Source organism: Solibacillus sp. FSL W7-1472 (assembly GCF_037969775.1).
GTDB lineage: Bacteria > Bacillota > Bacilli > Bacillales_A > Planococcaceae > Solibacillus > Solibacillus silvestris.
On sequence record NZ_CP150208.1, the window covers coordinates 28,106 to 47,500 of the forward strand.

At 40.1% G+C, this 19,395-nt stretch carries 19 protein-coding genes, 1 tRNA gene, 1 other RNA gene and 1 pseudogene (1 of these 22 running past the window's edge); 15 read left to right on the plus strand and 7 right to left on the minus strand.

The annotated features are described in order from the left end of the window. Positions 1-8: 8 nt before the first annotated feature. The 6 genes from MKY07_RS00105 to MKY07_RS00130 all read left to right on the plus strand — a co-directional run bounded on the left by MKY07_RS00105 (position 9) and on the right by MKY07_RS00130 (position 7,205). A complete protein-coding gene (locus MKY07_RS00105) occupies positions 9-1,151 on the plus strand; it encodes a CoA transferase (RefSeq protein WP_339263421.1) in 1,143 nt (380 codons plus the stop codon). Further along, a complete protein-coding gene (locus tag MKY07_RS00110; protein WP_339263422.1) occupies positions 1,138-2,502 on the plus strand; it encodes an MmgE/PrpD family protein in 1,365 nt (454 codons plus the stop codon). Before MKY07_RS00105 ends, MKY07_RS00110 begins: the two co-directional genes overlap by 14 nt. Positions 2,503-2,543: 41 nt before the next feature. Further along, positions 2,544-3,638, plus strand: coding sequence for a zinc-binding dehydrogenase (locus MKY07_RS00115; protein ID WP_339263424.1), 1,095 nt, complete (start codon positions 2,544-2,546; stop codon positions 3,636-3,638). A 101-nt stretch (positions 3,639-3,739) separates the two neighbouring features. Beyond that, a complete protein-coding gene (locus tag MKY07_RS00120) occupies positions 3,740-4,573 on the plus strand; it encodes an N-acyl homoserine lactonase family protein (RefSeq protein WP_339263426.1) in 834 nt (277 codons plus the stop codon). Between the two features lie 60 nt (positions 4,574-4,633). Next, entirely contained in the window at positions 4,634-6,064 is a 1,431-nt protein-coding gene (locus MKY07_RS00125) for an aldehyde dehydrogenase family protein (RefSeq protein WP_339263427.1), read from the plus strand. Between the two features lie 13 nt (positions 6,065-6,077). Beyond that, complete coding sequence (locus MKY07_RS00130; RefSeq protein ID WP_008408607.1) at positions 6,078-7,205, plus strand: zinc-dependent alcohol dehydrogenase family protein; 1,128 nt, start codon at positions 6,078-6,080, stop codon at positions 7,203-7,205. Between the two features lie 30 nt (positions 7,206-7,235). Here the strand turns inward: MKY07_RS00130 and MKY07_RS00135 are convergent, their stop codons facing one another. Together MKY07_RS00135 and tadA are read right to left on the minus strand one after the other, a co-directional pair. Next, positions 7,236-7,934: a YwaF family protein gene (locus tag MKY07_RS00135; RefSeq protein WP_339263428.1), complete on the minus strand. Its 699-nt coding sequence runs from the start codon at positions 7,932-7,934 to the stop codon at positions 7,236-7,238. 9 nt (positions 7,935-7,943) lie between these two features. After that, complete coding sequence (gene tadA / locus MKY07_RS00140) at positions 7,944-8,447, minus strand: tRNA adenosine(34) deaminase TadA (RefSeq protein ID WP_014822325.1); 504 nt, start codon at positions 8,445-8,447, stop codon at positions 7,944-7,946. A gap of 103 nt (positions 8,448-8,550) precedes the next feature. On the opposite strand from tadA, the gene MKY07_RS00145 reads away from it, so the two are divergent. From MKY07_RS00145 to MKY07_RS00155, 3 genes are all read left to right on the plus strand, one after another. Further along, a complete protein-coding gene (locus tag MKY07_RS00145; protein ID WP_339263429.1) occupies positions 8,551-9,366 on the plus strand; it encodes a hypothetical protein in 816 nt (271 codons plus the stop codon). A 109-nt stretch (positions 9,367-9,475) separates the two neighbouring features. Continuing rightward, a complete protein-coding gene (locus tag MKY07_RS00150) occupies positions 9,476-10,114 on the plus strand; it encodes a deoxynucleoside kinase (protein WP_008408611.1) in 639 nt (212 codons plus the stop codon). Next, a complete protein-coding gene (locus tag MKY07_RS00155; RefSeq protein ID WP_008408612.1) occupies positions 10,111-10,779 on the plus strand; it encodes a deoxynucleoside kinase in 669 nt (222 codons plus the stop codon). The genes MKY07_RS00150 and MKY07_RS00155 overlap by 4 nt, the downstream gene beginning before the upstream one ends. 42 nt (positions 10,780-10,821) lie before the next feature. Here MKY07_RS00155 and MKY07_RS00160 read toward each other — a convergent pair whose 3' ends face one another. Continuing rightward, positions 10,822-11,199 (minus strand): sodium:proton antiporter, encoded by a 378-nt coding sequence (locus tag MKY07_RS00160; protein ID WP_339263430.1) that lies wholly within the window; start codon positions 11,197-11,199, stop codon positions 10,822-10,824. 154 nt (positions 11,200-11,353) lie between these two features. Between MKY07_RS00160 and MKY07_RS00165 the strand changes: the two genes are divergently transcribed. Next, positions 11,354-11,974, plus strand: a complete 621-nt coding sequence (locus MKY07_RS00165) for an RraA family protein (protein ID WP_339263431.1) — start codon at positions 11,354-11,356, stop codon at positions 11,972-11,974. A 42-nt stretch (positions 11,975-12,016) separates the two neighbouring features. Here MKY07_RS00165 and MKY07_RS00170 read toward each other — a convergent pair whose 3' ends face one another. The 4 genes from MKY07_RS00170 to MKY07_RS00185 all read right to left on the minus strand — a co-directional run bounded on the left by MKY07_RS00170 (position 12,017) and on the right by MKY07_RS00185 (position 15,765). Beyond that, positions 12,017-13,282: a cation:dicarboxylase symporter family transporter gene (locus tag MKY07_RS00170; protein WP_008408618.1), complete on the minus strand. Its 1,266-nt coding sequence runs from the start codon at positions 13,280-13,282 to the stop codon at positions 12,017-12,019. Between the two features lie 83 nt (positions 13,283-13,365). Then, a complete protein-coding gene (locus tag MKY07_RS00175; RefSeq protein WP_008408620.1) occupies positions 13,366-14,244 on the minus strand; it encodes a response regulator in 879 nt (292 codons plus the stop codon). Beyond that, positions 14,244-15,506, minus strand: coding sequence for an ATP-binding protein (locus MKY07_RS00180; protein ID WP_339263433.1), 1,263 nt, complete (start codon positions 15,504-15,506; stop codon positions 14,244-14,246). The genes MKY07_RS00175 and MKY07_RS00180 overlap by 1 nt, the downstream gene beginning before the upstream one ends. A gap of 166 nt (positions 15,507-15,672) precedes the next feature. Then, positions 15,673-15,765, minus strand: a tRNA-Ser gene (locus MKY07_RS00185). Between the two features lie 210 nt (positions 15,766-15,975). Here MKY07_RS00185 and MKY07_RS00190 point away from each other — a divergent pair. From MKY07_RS00190 to recR, 5 genes and pseudogenes are all read left to right on the plus strand, one after another. Further along, positions 15,976-16,071 (plus strand): annotated as a pseudogene (locus tag MKY07_RS00190) (2-keto-4-pentenoate hydratase); the annotation flags it as partial. A 117-nt stretch (positions 16,072-16,188) separates the two neighbouring features. Then, positions 16,189-16,456: signal recognition particle sRNA large type (gene ffs, locus MKY07_RS00195), an RNA gene on the plus strand. Between the two features lie 334 nt (positions 16,457-16,790). Beyond that, positions 16,791-18,542 (plus strand): DNA polymerase III subunit gamma/tau, encoded by a 1,752-nt coding sequence (dnaX, locus tag MKY07_RS00200; protein WP_014822313.1) that lies wholly within the window; start codon positions 16,791-16,793, stop codon positions 18,540-18,542. Between the two features lie 25 nt (positions 18,543-18,567). Further along, the gene (locus MKY07_RS00205) at positions 18,568-18,882 is read left to right on the plus strand and encodes a YbaB/EbfC family nucleoid-associated protein (protein WP_339263435.1); all 315 of its coding nucleotides are present in this window, start codon (positions 18,568-18,570) and stop codon (positions 18,880-18,882) included. Positions 18,883-18,952: 70 nt separating this feature from the next. After that, positions 18,953-19,395: the 5' portion of a recombination mediator RecR gene (recR, locus tag MKY07_RS00210; RefSeq protein ID WP_008408641.1), read on the plus strand. The gene runs 154 nt beyond the window's last position; only the first 443 of its 597 coding nucleotides appear in the window; its start codon is at positions 18,953-18,955; the stop codon falls past the right edge of the window.

Genomic DNA, 19,395 nt, shown 5'->3' on the forward strand with positions numbered 1-19,395 from the left:
GGGCTGAAATGAAACCATTACAAGGGATACGTGTTCTCGATATGACAACAAATATTTCAGGGCCGACGTTAACAATGATTTTAGCCGATTTAGGCGCCGAAGTGATCAAAGTAGAAAAGCTGAGCGGCGATGAAGCGAGGAAGATGGAGCCTAAATATCAGGAAGATGGCGTGTATTTTTTGAACATTAACAGGCAAAAAAAATCGGTCACCCTCAACATGAAAGAAGATTCTGACCGCGGAAAGTTAATGGGACTCATAAAAACAGCCGATGTCTTCGTGGAAAATTACCGGTTAGGTGTAGCACAAAAACTAGGCATCGATTATGAAGCGGTAAAGCAAATCAATCCGAAACTAATCTATTGTTCGCTATCCGCCTATGGCCAAAACGGTCCAAAGAAAAAATATCCGGGCTATGATGCCATTATGCAAGCTGAAACAGGCATTATGAGTATTACAGGAAGTACTGATTTAGCAAGAGTGCCGGTTTCATTAATTGATCAGGGAAGTGCCATGTGGGGGGCGCTTGGTATTGTATCAGCCATTTTACAACGTCATAAAACAGATGAGGGCAGCCTTGTGTCGACCTCTTTGTATGAGACCGGGGTATTTTGGGCGAACTATCATTTACTTTCAACAAAGTTAACAGGTGAAAATCCCGAAAAACTAGGTTCCAATCATGGGGCATTTGCGCCTTATGGGGCATTTCAAACTGCAGATGGTGCCATCATGATCGGCATCTCGAACAATAAATTATTCGAAAAACTTTGCGAAGTATTGCAAAAACACGAATGGATTGAAGATGGCCTCTACCATACGAACGAAGAACGAGTTAAAAACCGTTTACTTCTTAGTAAGGAAATTGAACAAATAACAATGACGGAAAAAAGCGAGGCACTCATTCAAGCACTGGAGGCTGGCGGTGTACCAGTAGCGCAAGTGAAAACAATGAAAGATGTACTAGTGGATCCGCAGCAAATAGAAAATAAACTGATTGTACGTCTACCACATATACGTGATAAGGAAATGTATGCAACGAGAATTCCTCTAACGTTTTCAAATTGTGATATAACACCTACCGCCCCTGCACCATTGTTAGGGGAGCATAATGAAGAACTGTTAGGGAGGGATTATGTTCATGACATTAAGTGAGCAGTTGGCACAATATATTGTGGATGTACGTTTCGAGGATATACCGCAGGATGTTGTACAGTTTACGAAGCTATGCATTGTCGATTATTATTCGTCTTTACTGAAAGGTCAGGAAGCAGAACCTGTTCGGATGATGGAACAAGTCGCGCAATTAATAGGCGGAGAACAACAGGCAACAGCAGTAACGGGATTGAAAACGAGCATAACAAATGCGGCATTCATTAATGGCGGCGCGAGTCACGTAATAGAGCTCGACGATATTCATAAAGCATCCATTGTGCATGCGGCAACTGTTATTATGCCTGCAGCGATTGCCATTGCAGAATGGAAAAATTTATCCGGCAAACAATTGATCGAGGCCATTATTGTTGGGTATGAAGTGGCGTTTCGCGTAGGAGAAACGGTGACGCCTTCCCATTATTACTACTTTCATAATACGGCAACCTGCGGAACATTCGGCGCGGCAGCAGCAGTGGCAAAGTTATTGGATTTATCCAAAGAACAAATTGTCCAAGCATTTGGTTCTGCCGGCACTCAAGCTGCAGGGTTGTGGGAATTTATCGAGGATGGTGCCATGAGCAAGCAATTGCATCCTGGTAAAGCAGCGATGAATGGTATTTTAAGTGCTCTGTTAGCACAGCAGGGTTTTACAGGAGCAACAGCCATTTTGGAAGGGCGTAGAGGATTTTTTGAAGCAATGAGTGACGAGTACGATGTAACACGTATGACCGAAAAATTAGGTAAGCAATACAAAATTACCGAAAATGCCTTTAAAGTCCATGCATCTTGTCGTCATACACATGCCGCAATGGACTTGGCGCTTGAACTGCATAAAAAAGTAGAGAAAAATGGCATCGATTTTATAAAATCAGTCGAAGTAGGAGCATATCAGGTGGCGCTGGATATTACGGATGCAAAAAGTCCGCAAACAATATATGCGGCAAAGTTCAGTTTGCAATTTTGTGTAGCTTTAGCGTTATGGACCGGTGAAGGAGGATTTGATGCCTTCAATGCAGATATATTGCAAGACCCAACCATTCGAAGGCTGATGGAAAAGCTGACCGTATCTGTAGATAAAAATATTAACAGTCAATATCCGCAAGAGTGGGGCGCGAAAATTCAAATTCATTGGCAGGATGGTTCAAGTGACGTTGTGCAAAGCAGATTTCCTAAAGGGGATCCGGAAAATGCATTAACAGACCAGGACTTTATTAATAAGTTCAATAGTTTAGTGCCTTTAGAAGAGGCTCATAAAGAAAAAATTATTCATGACTTATTACATTTAGAAACGATTCAAGTACAGCAGTTAATCCGTACATTACATCCCGTAGAGCATATTTCGATTGTGTAGTAGCTATTCAATTTTCAGAAAAATGAAGGGCGAGTGAGCGCATGCGTGAGACAAAGGGAAGAGTTGCCGAAATGACATCCCCGATGGAACTCGTTTTTAAAGAGTATCCATTGGTGGAGCCGGCACCAGGAGCGGTAATTGTAAAAATCATTCAAACAAATATTTGCGGATCTGAACTGCATATATGGAAAGGGCATCATCCGGTCATTCGCAGTGGGGCTTTAGGACATGAAATGATAGGTGAAATTCATGCGTTAGGTGAAGGAGTCGAAACAGATTTTGCGGGTACCCCTGTAAAAGTCGGGGACCGAATTGTAAGTGCTTACTTTTTGACTTGCCGTAAATGTCCGCCTTGTCAGCATGGACAATTTAACTTATGTGAAAATGCTTATAAGTATTGGCGTTTACCGACAGAGGAAGCACCGCATTTCCATGGGACATTCGGTACGCATTATTATATTCATTCCGATCAGTATTTTTATAAAGTACCAGACAATATATCAAACAGTGTCGCAGCAAGCGCAAACTGCGCATTATCCCAGGTGTATTTTGGGCTTGAGCAAGGAAATGTTGTCTCAGGGGAAACAATTCTCATTCAAGGCGCGGGCGGACTCGGATTAAATGCGATTGCTGTTGCGAAAGAAAAGCAATTGAAAGTCATTGTAGTAGATGGTGTTGAAAGCCGTTTAGATCAGGCAAAGGCATTTGGTGCAGATGAAGTAATTTTAATATCGGACTTTCCAACGGTTGAACAGCGCGTTGCACAAATTATGCGTCTGACAGGAAATCACGGAGTGGATGTTGCCCTCGAAGTAGCAGGTGTTCCTCAGGCTTTTGCTGAAGGTGTGGAGTATATTCGAGCTGGCGGCCGTTACATTGTAATCGGCAATATCTCACCTGGACAAACGGTGGAATTTGATCCTGGTTATTTAACGCGTAAAGCAATTCAAATTATTCCCGTTCTGCGCTACAACCCATGGTATTTAAAAAAGGCACTCGACTTCCTGGAGCGCAATATTGACCGCTACCCGTTTGAAACATTATTGGATGCAAGCTTTAGTTTTGAGGAAATTAAAATAGCGTTGGATGAATCCGCAAAACGTTCGGTTACACGTGCCACGATCATTCCAACTTAAAAGTATGGATCTTGAAAGGTGGTGACGGTGGATTTACGCTTGCAATGCTGAAAATAATAGAAGTCTTGTAAAAAAATAAAAACATTATGGGAGGAATTACGATGTGTAATAAAAAAGTATACGTGCTTGATACAGGGACAATGAAAATGGATAAAAACTATATGATTGCCATGCACAATCCAGCAAGCATCACTAATCCGAATCCGCCAGCCGAGTTTGTCGAGTTTCCCGTTTATGCAGTACTGATTGACCACCCAGAAGGGAAAATTTTATTTGATACAGGCTGTAACCCGGACGGAATGGGAGATGATGGGCGTTGGCCGGAAGGGGTTCAGCAACTGTTCCCTGCCTTCCAAAGTGAAGAATGCTATTTGATCAATCGACTTGAACAATTGAAAGTTCGCCCGGAAGACATCAAATATGTCATTGCCTCACATTTGCATTTAGACCATGCAGGTTGCCTGGAGTTATTTACAAACGCAGAAATTATCGTTCATGATACGGAACTGTCAAATGTCATGAAAACATTTGCGATGACACGAAATATGGGTGCCTATATTTGGGGCGATGTCATGGCTTGGATTCAAAAAGAACTGCGTTGGCGTACTATTAAACCTCATGAAAAAGAAGTGCCACTAGTAGAAGGCATTAAAATTTTAAATTTTGGTCCAGGGCATGCTTACGGTATGCTGGGCTTGCACATCGAACTCCCGGGTCACGGAAATGTTTTACTTGCATCCGATGCATTATACACAGAAGAAAGCTATGGTCCACCAGTTAAGCCGCCCGGAATTTTGTATGATTCAGTAGGCTACAACTCTACTGTAGAAAGAATCCGAGAGTTTGCTACACGTAATGACTCTGAAATTTGGTTCGGACATGATTCAAAGCAATTTAAATCGTTTATCAAATCGAAAGAAGGCTATTACGAATAATAAATTTGCACCCTAAGTAAGCCTTACTTAGGGTGTCATTGTCATAACGGAGGGAAGAATATGCAAAAAATAGGATCTGTACTCAATGGAGAGCACCGTCTTCAAGAAGAAAAGACGATGGATGTTTTAAATCCTTTTAATCAGGAACTGATTGCAACAATTGCCTGTGCCTCAATTGAAGATGTACATGAAGCAATTGAAGTCGCACAGCAAACATTTAATGCAACGATGCGCAAAATGCCTGCACATGAACGTAGCCGTATTTTACGTAAAGCTTCATTGTTACTTGAAGAACGGAGCGAACAGTTTGCGAAAACCATCTCTTTGGAAGCAGGAAAACCGATTAATGAGGCACGGGGAGAAGTAACACGAGCGGTTCAAGTGCTGCTGTTTGCAAGTGAAGAGGCAAAGCGGCTGGCAGGAGACCAGATTCCGATGGATAGTGCAATTGGCGGCGAACGTCAAATTGGCATTGCAAAACGTGTACCTTTAGGAGTAATTACTGCCATTACGCCTTTTAATTTCCCTTTAAACCTAGCTTTGCATAAAATTGCTCCGGCCATTGCTGTTGGAAATACAGTTGTTTTGAAACCAGCCGAAAAAACGCCGCTGTCTTCTATTTTGCTGTATGAATTATTGCAGGATGCGGGATTGCCAAAAGGAGCGTTAAATATCCTTCAAGGACCAGGCACGGAACTAGTTGAGCCACTGGTAAAACATCCTTTTGTGAAAAAAGTAACCTTTACGGGGAGCGGAAAAGTAGGATGGCATATTCATGAACTGGCAGGAAAGAAGCCGGTAACTCTTGAGCTTGGCTCCAATGCTCCGAACATTATATTTGCGGATGCCGATTTAGAGTACGCAGCGTCTGCCATTACGATGTCCGGTTTTACATTTGCCGGTCAGGCATGTGTTTCTGCACAGCGGATATATGTCGAGCAATCTGTTTATGACCAGTTTGCACAATTACTACAGGAAAAAGTGGAAGCGCTGGTAATAGGGAATCCTGCTGAGGAACAAACACAACTGGGGCCAATGATTACAGAAGACGCGGCAATCCGTGCAGCAACCTGGATTGAAGAAGCAGTATCACAAGGGGCAACAATTCGTACGGGCGGAAAGAGGAACGGCACATTACTCGAGCCGACCATTTTGGAAAATGTTACAAAGTCGATGCAGGTCGTATGTATGGAAGTATTTGCCCCGATGGTTGCACTCATACCATTTACTGAAGAGGACGAAGTGTTGGCCGCTGCCAATGATTCAGATTACGGATTACAGGCAGGTGTGTTTACTTCAGATATTAACCGTGCCTTAAAGTTTGCAGAGGAGCTGGAAACAGGAGGCGTTTGGATTAATGAATCTTCGGTACGACGCTTTGACCATATGCCATATGGCGGGATAAAAGAGAGCGGTACTGGAAAAGAAGGAATACGTTATGCAATTGAAGGGATGTCAGATTTAAAATTTATAGGAATTAAGTTAATTTAAGGAGGACATCATCATGAAAATTCGATCTGCCATATTACGCTCATCCGGTGTAACTAAGCCCTATGCGGAAAGCAAGCCGATCCATATCGAAGAAATTGAGTTGGATGCTCCTCAAGAAGGGGAAGTATTGATTCAAATAAAAGCGGCAAGCCTTTGCCATTCGGATTTGTCAGTCATTAACGGGAGTCGTCCACGTCCTTTACCAATGGCTCTTGGTCATGAAGCAGCAGGAATCGTTAAAGAAGTAGGGCCTGGTGTTATGAACTTTAAGCAAGGAGATAAAGTAATCTGCGTATTTGTACCAAGTTGCGGGCATTGTGTACCTTGTGCAGAAGGACGTCCGGCATTATGTGAACCGGGTGCAAAGGCAAATGGAGACGGAACATTGATCGGTGGCGGGGTCCGTTTACATGCAGGGACTGAAAAGATTGGGCATCACGTTGGGGTATCTGCCTTCTCGGAGTATGCAGTCGTATCGCAGAATTCCCTCGTAAAAGTGGAAGAGGACTTGCCGTTTGAAAAACTGGCGCTCTTTGGCTGTGCAGTTATTACAGGTGTAGGCGCTGTCGTAAATACAGCGAAAGTCCAGCTTGGAAAAACAGTTGCTGTTGTCGGTTTAGGCGGAATTGGCTTAAGTGCGCTGCTCGGGGCCATTGCAGCTGGTGCCCGTGAAGTAATCGCAATTGATATTAATGAAAAGAAGCTGCAGCAGGCAAAGGAATTGGGGGCAACAGCCGTCTTTAATTCGAAGGATGCTGATGTAGTCGCACAAGTGAAAGCCTATACAAATGGCGGGGTTGATTATGCTTTTGAAACTGCGGGTGTCGTTCCAGCGATGGAAGTGGCATATGCCATTACAAAGCGTGGCGGTACAACAACGACAACAGGACTGCCACATCCGGAACATCAGTTTTCTTTCCCTTATGTAACATTGACAGCAGAAGAAAAAACGCTAAAAGGTTCATATATAGGAAGCTGTGTGCCATTAAGAGATATTCCGCATTATTTGCATATGATGAAAACCGGAAAGCTGCCGGTCGATCAGCTGTTATCAAATATTATTACGCTCGATGAAATAAATGAAGGCTTTGATCTATTAGCGACAGGCGATAATTCTCGAATTATTATTAAAATGGATTAATGAAAAAACATAATAAAAACGGTGAAACATCTACTCTGTAATGTTTCGCCGTTTTTGTATAGCAAGAAGTACATAAAGCACTATCCAAATACTAACTATAACTCCGGCTAAACTTAATAAATAGCCAGCTGCCCCAAATGCATCGTATAGCCATTGAAGAGGCGTTCCTTTTACAGGGCGATTTAAAAACATAAAGTTCGTACGGAAATGAGCATTGTATATATAAATTGGCGGAACTGTGATAAGCAGAAACAAGAGAGCTCGCCAAATATCCGTAAAAGTTGTCATCAGCTGTTTTTCCAAAATCAAAACCGCAATAAATACGACGAGCAGTGCATGAAATAGAAAGCTGTGAAAATGCAAAAAGCCGCCAACCGGATCAATTGTCCACCCGGGGAATAAAAGTGCAATTGCAGCTCCGGGCAACGTAAGCGTGTATAGTAATGTAGCTGTTGTCCGTGTTGGAAAATACGTATGCCAGCCAATAATGAAAATGCCAAAGCCGCATAAATGAAGCGGGGGACTCCAATACGAATATTGGTCCGTTATGAGTAAATAAAGTTGCTTTGCTATTTCTGAAAACAACAGCAGCCAGAATACCGTTTTTTGAAAAACATATTGTTTTTCACGAGAGAAATAATGATAAACATATAATGAAACAACTAAAAAACCGGCAATAAAAATAAGCCACATTATATGGATCGAATCGAAAATGGTAAATCCATTCATTCCATCACCTTACTTTTCGGATTGTTGTTTTCTCGCCAACTTCTCTGCTTTTTTACGCTCGCGTAGCGCCTTGAAAAAGTCCGTTAAAATTTGCCCGCATTCTTCTGCCATCACACCTTCTGTTACAGTACATTCATGATTAAAACGCGCATCATTCAGCAGACGGTATAATGAGTCGACACAGCCTGCCTTTATATCCCGTGCCCCGTAAACAACCCGAGGTATGCGCGACTGTAAAATAGCCCCTGCACACATCGGGCAAGGTTCAAGCGTGACGTACAAAGTAGTTTCTTCTAAACGCCAGCTGCCAACTTTTTTGCAGGCTTCTTGAATGGCCATGCTTTCTGCGTGTGTCAGTGCATTTTGGGTTGTTTCGCGTAAATTATGTGCACGTGCAATAATTTCATCTTTATATACAATAACTGCGCCGATCGGTACTTCCCCAAGGGCAGCTGCTTTTTTTGCTTCTTTCAATGCTTCCTGCATGTATTGGTGATCTTTGTTTTCGAGCATTCATCTATCACTCCTTAAATCCTAGTTTAGCATGCCGGTGAATACTTGGGCGACAAGAAATAAATCATGCTATGATGAAAGAAAAGTTTGAAGGAGTACTGCGATGAAGTCATTTCAAACAGAGGAAGAAGTAGATGAGTATTTTGATAATGCATTGGCTGATCTGCATAAAGAGTATGAACAAAAATTGTTGACGATTGAGAAAAATGAACAACAAGTAACTGACACATTGCAAAAGCAATATGAACAGCAAAAGGTAGCCATTGCACAACAGCATGAAAACGAAGAAAACAAACTTAACAATAATCGTGAACAAGCGATCGAAAAAATTAGAAAGTTATTCGACCATAAAAGAAAAGTCCTATTGGAAAACTATAAAATTACTTATGAAGAAGAAAGAAAAAACCATCACGTCAATAAAATTGAACTACTAGAGCAAAAACAAACGGAAGAACGCAGGAAGTTTCAATTTTACCATGATCAGCAACAAGCGCCATTAGCACAAATTGAACAAGCTCCAGATCTGACAGAGGCAATGGAACAGGCAATGGATAATTTATATCAGGAGTTAACCGACATCTTGATTAAATATAAACAGCAATTCGAGGAAGCCGAACAACAGTTTGAAGAATGCTGCCATGAACTGGTTCTACAACGTGATGAGGCAATCGAAAACCTAATTGATAATGAAGCAGCTTCACAAAGCCAGCTAGACGACCAGTTATTCGAGGCGTTACAGGATTTAGCCGAAAAAACAGATAAACAATATGAGCAAATAGAACAAAGCCTATTGGAAAAAGAACAGTCTCTTCAGGAAATGGTACTTGCTCAGCAAGAAAAAATTACCGCAGACTATGATAAACAGCGTGAAAAATTATTTGAACTACAAGAGGAAGCACTAGCACAATTTAATTACTAGAAATTGGCTATGCATGAATTCGGTAAAATAGAATTGTTTGCTTTGTTGTCTAAAGAGCGTTGTGATAAAATTAAAAGCATTGACTATAAAAAGAGAAGGAGCACTTCTAATGTCTGTGCCATTTATAACAGTAGAAGGTCCGATTGGTGTTGGGAAGACCTCATTATCTAAGGCCGTATCACAAACGTTTGACTATCATTTATTAAAAGAGATTGTAGATGAAAATCCATTTCTCGGTAAGTTCTATGAAGATATTAGTGAGTGGAGCTTCCAAACGGAAATGTTTTTCCTGTGCAATCGCTATAAACAGCTATCTGATATTCATGAAATTATTGAAGCACAAGGGCCTGTAGTGGCTGATTATCATATATTTAAAAATTTGATCTTTGCAAAGCGTACTTTAAAGCCGACCGAATATGAAAAGTACGAGTCGATCTACCGAATTTTAACTGCTGATATGCCAAAGCCCAATATGGTCATTTATTTACATGCAAGCTTGGATACATTAATGAAACGAATTGCAATGCGCGGTCGTGAAGTGGAAAAGAATATTTCCCGTGAATATATGGAACAACTTTCAAGCGATTATCATCAATTTATCGGACATTTTGAAAAGATGCATCCAGAAATTCCTGTTATCTCATTAAATGGGGATGAGCTTGATTTTGTGAAAAGTGAAGAAGATTTACAGTACGTACTACGATTAGTAGAGGAAAAGTTACAACAAAGGAGTTTGCATCAGAAATGAACTTAAGAGAGAAGTACAATATTCCTGCAAATGCAGTGATTACAATAGCAGGAACAGTCGGTGTCGGAAAGTCAACAATGACTAAAGCATTATCACAGAGCTTAAATTTCCGTACATCTTATGAAAAGGTTGATACAAACCCTTATTTAGATAAATTCTATGACGATTTTGAAAAGTGGAGCTTCCATTTGCAAGTTTATTTCCTTGCTGAACGTTTTAAAGAACAGAAGCGTATTTTTGAATATGGCGGAGGCTTTATACAAGACCGTTCTATTTACGAAGATACAGGTATTTTTGCAAAGATGCATTATGACAAAGGGACAATGACACCGACAGATTATGAAACATATACAAATTTGTTTGATGCGATGGTGATGACACCGTATTTTCCACACCCGGATTTGCTTGTATATTTGGAAGGTCCGATTGATGATGTGATTGGTCGTATCCACGAACGTGGACGCGAGATGGAGCAGCAAACACCTCATTCGTACTGGGAAGAAATGCACGGACGTTATGAAGACTGGATTAACAATTTCAATGCATGTCCAGTATTGCGTATTGATATTAACGATTACGATCTAATGAAAAATCCTGCACAAGTTGAGGATGTCGTTGCACGTATCGGATATATGCTTGAACAAACAAGCCATTTACGAAAATAATAAAAAGGACTGATTTCTATATGTAACGGAAATCAGTCTTTTTTATTTCGTCCAAACAATAACAAAAATGGGTGTCATAATGAGCAGAAAGACAAAAAAGCTCCATAAAACTTGTTTACCTGTCGTCATATTTTTAGGCTTCATACTGATGGATTCGTATAGCTCATTCACTGCGCGCTGTTCCCTTTCATAAAGCATCCTTTGAAAAGAAGCATAATTTTCGATGTATGACGCCGGATTTTCAAAATGAAAGCGAATCGCACGTATATCATCTGTAACGTCTTTATCCTGGTGCATATACGTAATTGTAGGAGCAAGACCACCTGTCAGCCGGGCAATAACCTTGATATCGAAGGTCTTCATCTTATAAGTTTTGTTCCCGCTTTCATCCATTACTATTTCAATAAGCGGATTATTCATGTATATCCCTCCTTTCTTTTATTCAGTATTCCCAACATAGAAAAGTTTTTAACGATTTTAAAAAATATTGCGAACAATAAGTTGTACCGTTTATGCTAAAAGTAATTACAAATTTTAATGATTAGTAACATTATAGCGAAAAGGGGATGGGAATATGACTTTATCAATGGTAGAACGCTTACGTGCATTACCAACGACGGCAATTTCCGATGCAACAGGGGGACATACGAATGTGGCATCAGCAATTAAACCGCTTGCCGAACACTTCAAAATTGCAGGGAAAGCGAGAACGGTCCGCCTGCCAGATGGGGAAAATGGTGCGGTACTTGAAGCAATTAGTCAGGCAGAAAAAGGGGAAATATTAGTCATCGATGCTAAAGGCAATACGAATCGTGCTGTAGCGGGTGACTTTGTTATGCAGCTAGCACAAGGTGTCGGTGTTCAAGGTTTTGTCGTGGACGGGGTTATTCGCGATATAGCAGCTGCAAAAGAAATCGATTTTCCGGTCTTTTCATTAGGTACAACAGTAGCAGCAGGCAATAAACATGGTGGCGGGACAGTAGGTATAGCTGTATCTGTAGGAAATGTCGCTGTTCAAACAGGTGATTATGTAATTGGTGATAGTGATGGGGTCGTTATTATCCCTCAGAAGGATATCGAGCAGATTATAGAGGCAGCAGAAACAAAAGTAGCAAAAGATGAAGAGCGGGCACATGAAGCATTACATAATGGGGAAGCATCAATCCGCGCATATTTAGCAAAAGTAGTAAAATAAAAAATGGCGTAGTGAAATCGTTCACTACGCCATTTTCTAATTTTATTTTAAGTTCGCAGCTTGATACTCAGCAAATTGCTTCTCGTCGAAACGTTTTTCCCATTTCGCCATAACAAGTGCTGCCAATGTGTTACCTACTACGTTTACAGCTGTACGAGCCATATCTAAAATACGGTCAATACCTGCGATAAATGCTAAACCTTCAAGCGGAATACCTACAGTGCCTAATGTTGCAAGAAGTACTACGAAAGATACCCCTGGAACGCCGGCAATTCCTTTAGATGTTACCATTAATACAAGCATTAATGTAATCTGTTCCACAATTGAAAGGTCAATACCGTACATTTGCGCAATGAAGATTGCCGCAATCGCCTGGTAAAGTGTCGAACCGTCTAAGTTGAATGAATAACCTGTTGGAATAACGAATGAAACGATATCCTTCGGTGCACCCATTTTTTCTGTTTTTAACATAATACGAGGTAATACTGTCTCTGATGAAGAAGTAGAGAATGCCAGTAAAAGCTCGTCCTTGATCATACGAATTAATTTGAAGATATTAATACCGAAAATACGTGCTGTAAGACCTAAAACAACGACTACGAAGAAAATCATTGTTGCATATACTAAAATCGCCAGTTTCCCTAATGGAATAAGGGATTCTACACCAAATTTGGAAACGGTTACACCGATAAGTGCAAATACGCCGACTGGTGCAAATTTCATTACTAAGTTTGTGACCCAGAACATGGCGTCTGCCGTACCTTGGAAGAATGCGAGCACTGGTTTTCCGCGTTCTCCAATTGCTGCCACACCTAAACCGAAAATTACAGAGAAGAAAATAATTGCAAGCATGTCGCCTTCTGCCATTGCATTTATAATGTTTTTAGGAACGATGTCTACAATAATTTGGAAAGTTCCTTTGTCCTCTTCAGCTTCCGTTGTTTCAACATATGAAGAAATATCAGATTTCTGTAATTCGTTCATATCGATACCAGCACCTGGTTGGAATAGGTTAGCTGCTAATAAACCAACAGCAATCGCGACTGTTGTGATAACTTCGAAGTAAATAAGTGTTTTACCGCCAAGTCGACCTAACTGTTTGATGTCACCAGTTCCGGCAACCCCAACAATCAGTGTCGAAATAATAATCGGTACTACGATCATCTTAATTAAGTTTAAGAAAATATCGCCAAGTGGCTGTAAGTATGATTGTACATTTTCGTTACCGAAGAACACAGCACCTACGATAACACCAAGTACAAGACCGATTAAAATTTGCGCGGCTAAACTAATTTTAAACTTTTTCAAATATAGTTCCCCCTAAAAATTTAGATTCAGGACTAGCCTAAAACTAATTTTATTAGATACATACAAAATCCGACAAAATCCGACTAATCAACTTTACTAATAATTTCTGAATACAATACTTGAATGAATTTTTTTATGTTTACTTTTGCTTTACGTTGATCATTATTTTCTATTTGATTCATTAAATAACGAATATCCGTTAAATCAAAATAGCGGGGGGTATAGTATTCAAATTCAGAATTCGTGTAATCGACAATCCCTAAGTTCGCCAAGTTAATCATGGCAGCTAATATAGTCCGGCGTACACGTTGTTCAATTGCTTTACTCTCTTTTACAATTTCGTCCGGCGTATTTTTCGTCAGCATTGCAACACGTTCATATACTTCCTTTAATGGAGGAAGCGGTGCAATTTTATGCTTTTCGATTAATAGCTGTTCTATAATTTTAATAATATCTTCACTGCCAACTTCAGCGACAATTCCCATATCATTTAAGATGGACTGGATATGTTCTCGAGCCGTCTTTTTTGTATGTGTTACATCTGTAATATCAAAGTTTGTCAGGGACTGGCGAATAACTTGCAAAGAATTTCTTAATAAGTATTGCTCAGTTGTCCGTTTTAATACCATTTGTACTTCAACTTTATTGATAGGCTTATGAATGAAAAATTCAATTCCTTTCGAATAACTTTCAGCGACCATTTCCTTATTTACAACTTGTGAAATCATAATAAACTGGCCTTTAAAGCCATTTTGTTGTAGTCGTTCAATTGTTTCAATTCCATCCAATTTCGGCATGAGTAAATCGATTAAAACAAATTCCGGCTGCATCATTAAAATTTGGGGAATGGCATCCAGACCGTTTTTTGCCTCCCCAATGACAGCTCCGAGTTCACAGTCATTAATAATATTACTGAGCATCATCCGGCTTGCCCGGTCATCATCTACTATAAAGTAACGCATTAGTCATTCTCCTTTTGAATGTTTTCTGTAGGGATTTGCACAACAAAGCAAGTCGAGGTATCACTTGTTACGTGAATATTCCCTTCAAGATTTTCAACAATTGTTTTTGTATGGGAAAGACCAATTCCTGTAGAACCTTGGCCCTGTTCATTAAACTTGGATGTATAGCCTGCATCAAAAATAATTGGAATGAGTGCCGGATCAATACCAACTCCATTATCTTCTACGATAAAGGAAGTCATATCCTGTTCGGCTACAACATTCAAAGTAATAAATCCGCTTTCTTCAATTGCCTCCACAGCATTTGCCATTAGGTTATTTAAAATAGCAAATAGTGCAATGTGGTTTTTTGTTTGATAATCATCTGGACAAATAAGAGTAATGGAAATCGATTTATTTAAATAGGCAGCATAATTTTCATTAGCCTCAATAATAAAACTTAGTAACTCAGACAACAGAAAATTTGACGGGTAGTTTCTCTTTGTTATTTTAGAGAGTCCGGCATGAATCCGTTCATTATCTTTTTTTACTTCATGGATTTCCTGGGCAATATGTAAAGCTTCAGAAGCTAGCTGCTCTTCATTTGTTTTCAGTTTTTTGTAAAGCTGATAACTGTTTGCTGTTAGCTGTTCGATTTGGGTCATCGTTTTTTGAAGATACAATGCTTCTACATATAGTTCCGAATGAATCGTCATGAGCTGTTTTAGCTGTTTCTTCTGTTCTGACATTGTTATCATGCTGTAAATGCCGACAACAAAAAAGCTGCGTAACAATCCAACGAGGATGAACAGTAGAAAAGAAGTAAATGTTTCCTGATCAGAAACAAGCAGAATATCCGTTAATACATGTTCGATCGTGTTGGAGAGTACTTCAAATGCTGTTGCTAATAAACCGAGCATAAGCGGCTGTTTTTTTAATTCGTCCAGTGGAATTAATTTAAAACATAGTGCAAAGACTGTATAAAAAGCGCCTGCCGGCAAATGTTCAACAATATGAGTAACGAAGCTTTGTCCATAAATAAAAATATCCAGTAACGACCGACCGACAATGACGATCAGTGCAGTCAATAAACCTGTAGATACAATCGGTAATGGACGAATCAGTAAGGCGAAAAAGAAAATAATGCTCCCTAATCCGAAACGAAAAGGTCCTTCTTCAAACGGAATTATTTTAATTTCGCCACCAATGGCGGTCAATAAGCCGACAAGTAGCATAAATAAGAAAAGTTTCATTGTTTTAATATGTGGCTGAGTCGATTCCAATTTTAATATACCGCCCTTTACATACATGACATAGTACTTAATTGTACAAGAAAGTCGTCTACAAATACAAAAAAGTACTATTTCCAATGAATTGAAATAGTACTTTAAAGTGAATTTTGATATAAAAAAAACCGCTTAACTAATGTAGCGGATGAAAGTTCAAAAATGGAGGAGGTAGAGGGATTCGAACCCCCGCGCGGTGTTACCCGCCTGTCGGTTTTCAAGACCGATCCCTTCAGCCAGACTTGGGTATACCTCCAAAATATAAGATGTCTTTTCGACAAAGATTAATTTACCACGGAATGGGATTTGCGTCAATAATTTTTTCGGGAAAATTATAAGCTGATTAAAAAGAGAAAACGAGATATCCACATTAAAAGAGGATGTGTCTTTTACTCCATCCATTGAAAATATTTTAAGCTTTAAAAAATTCATCGAATAAAGTATGCCTCAAAAAATTAAAACAATTGGGGCTTTATCTGCTGCTGTTGTAGCAGAGCCTGGTGATAAATTTACAGCATTATTTAATACGCTTGGTGAAGTGAAAGTCCAATTTATCAAGTGAAAGTGATGATGTGAAATATTTAAAGGACATTCTAGAGTATAGTTCTGCTAGCGTTGGGAAAATTTAATTGAAGCAATTCATTGCAATTTAATAGCTTGCTTAGTATACTAATACTTGCCGTGCTAGATGGGGAGGTAGCGGTGCCCTGTAACTTGCAATCCGCTCTAGCAAGATTGAATTCCTTTTCTGAGGCTGTCCGTATTGTTTGGTCTGCCTTTTGCACGTAGTGTTGACGGTTGGGTCCTGCGCAATAAGTACCCATGAACCATGTCAGGTCCGGAAGGAAGCAGCATTAAGTGGTATCACTTATGTGCCGCGGGGTAGCCTAACCCGAGCTGGCGACAAGAGTAACGCTTATGTGCGGCAGTCGAAGAAAGGTGCACGGTATTAAATTACCATTTCAAACGCATCCATCATTTATTGGTGGGTGCGTTTTTTATATGAAAAAGAGAGTTTATCTCATTCGGCGAGCCTTTAAAGAGCCCGCCGAATGTAGATAAACACCTGGCGGATGTCACAGATTTTTTAATGGAATAGAAGTCAGTCTAATAACGTCGCATTATGCGACAACGGCTGACTGACCCACATCCTGTGGGTCTGAAAAATCTGGACTTAATTACGCCGAGGCATAATTTATTCATCTTATTTCAAAAGAGTTTATATTTACTTTATGCTATACTGAATGTATGTATTTTTAAATGGAAGGGAGAGGGGAAAGGTTGACATATCAAGCGTTTTATCGTGTTTATAGACCCCAGTCATTTAGAGAAATGTCAGGTCAGACACATGTAAAGAGGACCCTTCAAAATGCTCTCCTCGCAAGTAAGACAACACATGCCTATTTATTTTCCGGTCCTCGAGGAACAGGGAAAACGAGTACAGCTAAAATTTTCGCGAAAGCATTGAATTGTGAAAATGCCCCGGCAAGTGAGCCATGCAATGAATGCCCTACATGTCTAAGTATTACTGAAGGTTCACATACAGATGTAATCGAATTTGATGCTGCTTCCAATTCAAGAGTGGAAGAAATGCGTGATATTATCGAAAAAGTCCGTTTTGCCCCGGCAAATGCGCGTTTCAAAGTGTACATTATAGATGAGGTGCATATGCTTTCTACGAGTGCATTTAATGCATTATTAAAAACACTTGAGGAACCACCTGAACATGCGGTATTTATTTTAGCGACAACTGAGCCTCACAAGCTACCAGCAACAATTATTTCCCGTTGTCAGCGATTTGATTTTAAACGACTTTCTTCTATAGATATAGTAGAGCGTATGAAGGTTGTATTGGAAGATATCGGTATGGGTTATGATGAGCAGGCGCTTAAGGCAATTGCTCAAGCTGCAGCAGGAGGTATGCGTGATGCATTAAGTTTACTTGATCAGGTTGTTTCATTTAGTAATGAGCATGTTCAATTGGACGATGTACTTCTTGTAACAGGTTCTGTAAGCCAGGATGCATTTTACGATATTGCGATTTCACTACAGCAAAAGGATGTTGCCCAAGTATTAGGCAGTGTCGAAAATTTAATTGCGGATGGGAAAGAACCATTACGCCTTGCAGAAGACTTTATTACATTTTTCCGGGATCTGCTTCTATTAAAGACCGATGGTACGTTAGAGGAATTATTGGAGTTTATTTCACCGGATGAAAAGTTTCTGTCATTAGCGGAACAGTTTGAAGCTAATACACTTTACGGCTTTATTGATATTTTAGCGAAGACCCAGCAGGAAATGCGCTTTTCGCATCATACGAAAATATATTTAGAAACTGCCCTTTTAAAAATGGCACAATATAAAGCTTCACCACAAGGGGCCGCTGCAGTCGATCCGGCTATTGAAGGTAAGGTAGCGTCACTTGAAAGCAGGTTAGGGCAACTGTCTCAACAGCTTGAAAGTGGTGGAGGGGGAGCACCTGTTCAACAAAAAGAACAGGCCCGACAGCGAGTACGTCCGCAGGGGAATCAATACAATGCCCCGACTGGCCGTATTCAGGAAGTACTAAAAACTGCAACAAAGCCAGACCTGCAAAAAGTGAAATCTGCATGGGCAGGCGGTTTAGCAAGCTTACAAAAATCACATGCAGCTTTATTGGCGGATGCAGAGCCTGTAGCCGCAAATGCAAGTGCTTTTGTGATAAAATTCAAGTATGATATACATTGTCAAATGGTAGCTGACAACAATGCACTTGTTTCGTTGTTTACACAGCAGATTGCTTCGGAAGTAGGGATTCAATATGAACTTTTATGTATCCCGGAGCCGGCTTGGATTCGTCTGCGTGAAAACTTTATAAATGAAAATGGCTTAAATCAAAAGAAATCACCATCGGATGATATGAATGCGGTGGAAGATTTAATAGAGGAGCCCCATTTCCTTGAAGATGTTCAAGTAATGGAAGCGCAAGATCCGCTTATTACAGAAGCTGAAAAACGTTTTGGAAAAGACTTTGTTGAAGTTATCGAAGAGTAAATACACATTTTAAGGAGGAAATAAGATGCGTGGTATGGGTAATATGCAAGGTATGATGAAAAAGATGCAAAAGATGCAAAAAGAAATGATGGAAGCACAAGAAGCTTTAAATGCACAGTTATTCGAAGGTGCAGCAGGTGGCGGTATGGTGAAGGTAGTAATGAACGGCCAACGTCAAATGCTTGAAGTGAGTTTAGATGAGTCTGTAGTAGATCCGGAAGATATCGAAATGTTGCAAGATTTAATCGTTATCGCAACAAACGAAGCACTGAAAAAAGTTGAAGAAACAACAAATTCTACAATGGGCAAATTTACACAAGGAATGAACCTTCCTTTCTAATTTGAATCAAGTAGAACGTAGCGCACATCTCAAGCATTGGGATGTGCCTTTTTAAAGGAGGGGGAACAGGATGCATTATCCAGAGCCGATATCTCGATTAATAGACAGCTTTATGAAACTGCCGGGCATTGGTCCGAAAACAGCAGCTCGACTGGCATTTCACGTACTAACAATGAAGGAAGATACTGTATCGACATTTGCGAAAGCGCTTGTCGATGCAAAACGTAATTTAATGTATTGCTCACAATGTGGTCATATAACAGATATCGACCCTTGCCATATTTGTTCGGATAAACAACGTGATGTTTCAACAATTTGTGTTGTGCAGGATCCGAAAGATGTAATAGCTATGGAGAAGATGCGTGACTATCAAGGTCTCTATCATGTGTTACACGGTGCAATTTCACCTATGGACGGTGTAGGACCTGAAGATATTAATGTAGCTTCGCTATTGGGGCGCTTACATGACGAGCGTGTACAAGAGTTAATTTTAGCGACGAACCCGACAATAGA

What these genes read in the sequence shown, in the direction of transcription:
- MKY07_RS00165 (WP_339263431.1), top strand. Translation starts at nt 11,354, where the DNA reads ATGACTTTATCAATGGTAGAACGCTTACGTGCATTACCAACGACGGCA.
- MKY07_RS00135 (WP_339263428.1), bottom strand. Translation starts at nt 7,934, where the DNA reads ATGAATGGATTTACCATTTTCGATTCGATCCATATAATGTGGCTTATT.
- MKY07_RS00205 (WP_339263435.1), top strand. Translation starts at nt 18,568, where the DNA reads ATGCGTGGTATGGGTAATATGCAAGGTATGATGAAAAAGATGCAAAAG.
- MKY07_RS00125 (WP_339263427.1), top strand. Translation starts at nt 4,634, where the DNA reads ATGCAAAAAATAGGATCTGTACTCAATGGAGAGCACCGTCTTCAAGAA.
- MKY07_RS00155 (WP_008408612.1), top strand. Translation starts at nt 10,111, where the DNA reads ATGAACTTAAGAGAGAAGTACAATATTCCTGCAAATGCAGTGATTACA.
- MKY07_RS00175 (WP_008408620.1), bottom strand. Translation starts at nt 14,244, where the DNA reads ATGCGTTACTTTATAGTAGATGATGACCGGGCAAGCCGGATGATGCTC.
- MKY07_RS00130 (WP_008408607.1), top strand. Translation starts at nt 6,078, where the DNA reads ATGAAAATTCGATCTGCCATATTACGCTCATCCGGTGTAACTAAGCCC.
- MKY07_RS00145 (WP_339263429.1), top strand. Translation starts at nt 8,551, where the DNA reads ATGAAGTCATTTCAAACAGAGGAAGAAGTAGATGAGTATTTTGATAAT.
- MKY07_RS00150 (WP_008408611.1), top strand. Translation starts at nt 9,476, where the DNA reads ATGTCTGTGCCATTTATAACAGTAGAAGGTCCGATTGGTGTTGGGAAG.
- MKY07_RS00115 (WP_339263424.1), top strand. Translation starts at nt 2,544, where the DNA reads ATGCGTGAGACAAAGGGAAGAGTTGCCGAAATGACATCCCCGATGGAA.
- MKY07_RS00105 (WP_339263421.1), top strand. Translation starts at nt 9, where the DNA reads ATGAAACCATTACAAGGGATACGTGTTCTCGATATGACAACAAATATT.
- tadA (WP_014822325.1), bottom strand. Translation starts at nt 8,447, where the DNA reads ATGCTCGAAAACAAAGATCACCAATACATGCAGGAAGCATTGAAAGAA.
- MKY07_RS00160 (WP_339263430.1), bottom strand. Translation starts at nt 11,199, where the DNA reads ATGAATAATCCGCTTATTGAAATAGTAATGGATGAAAGCGGGAACAAA.
- MKY07_RS00110 (WP_339263422.1), top strand. Translation starts at nt 1,138, where the DNA reads ATGACATTAAGTGAGCAGTTGGCACAATATATTGTGGATGTACGTTTC.
- MKY07_RS00120 (WP_339263426.1), top strand. Translation starts at nt 3,740, where the DNA reads ATGTGTAATAAAAAAGTATACGTGCTTGATACAGGGACAATGAAAATG.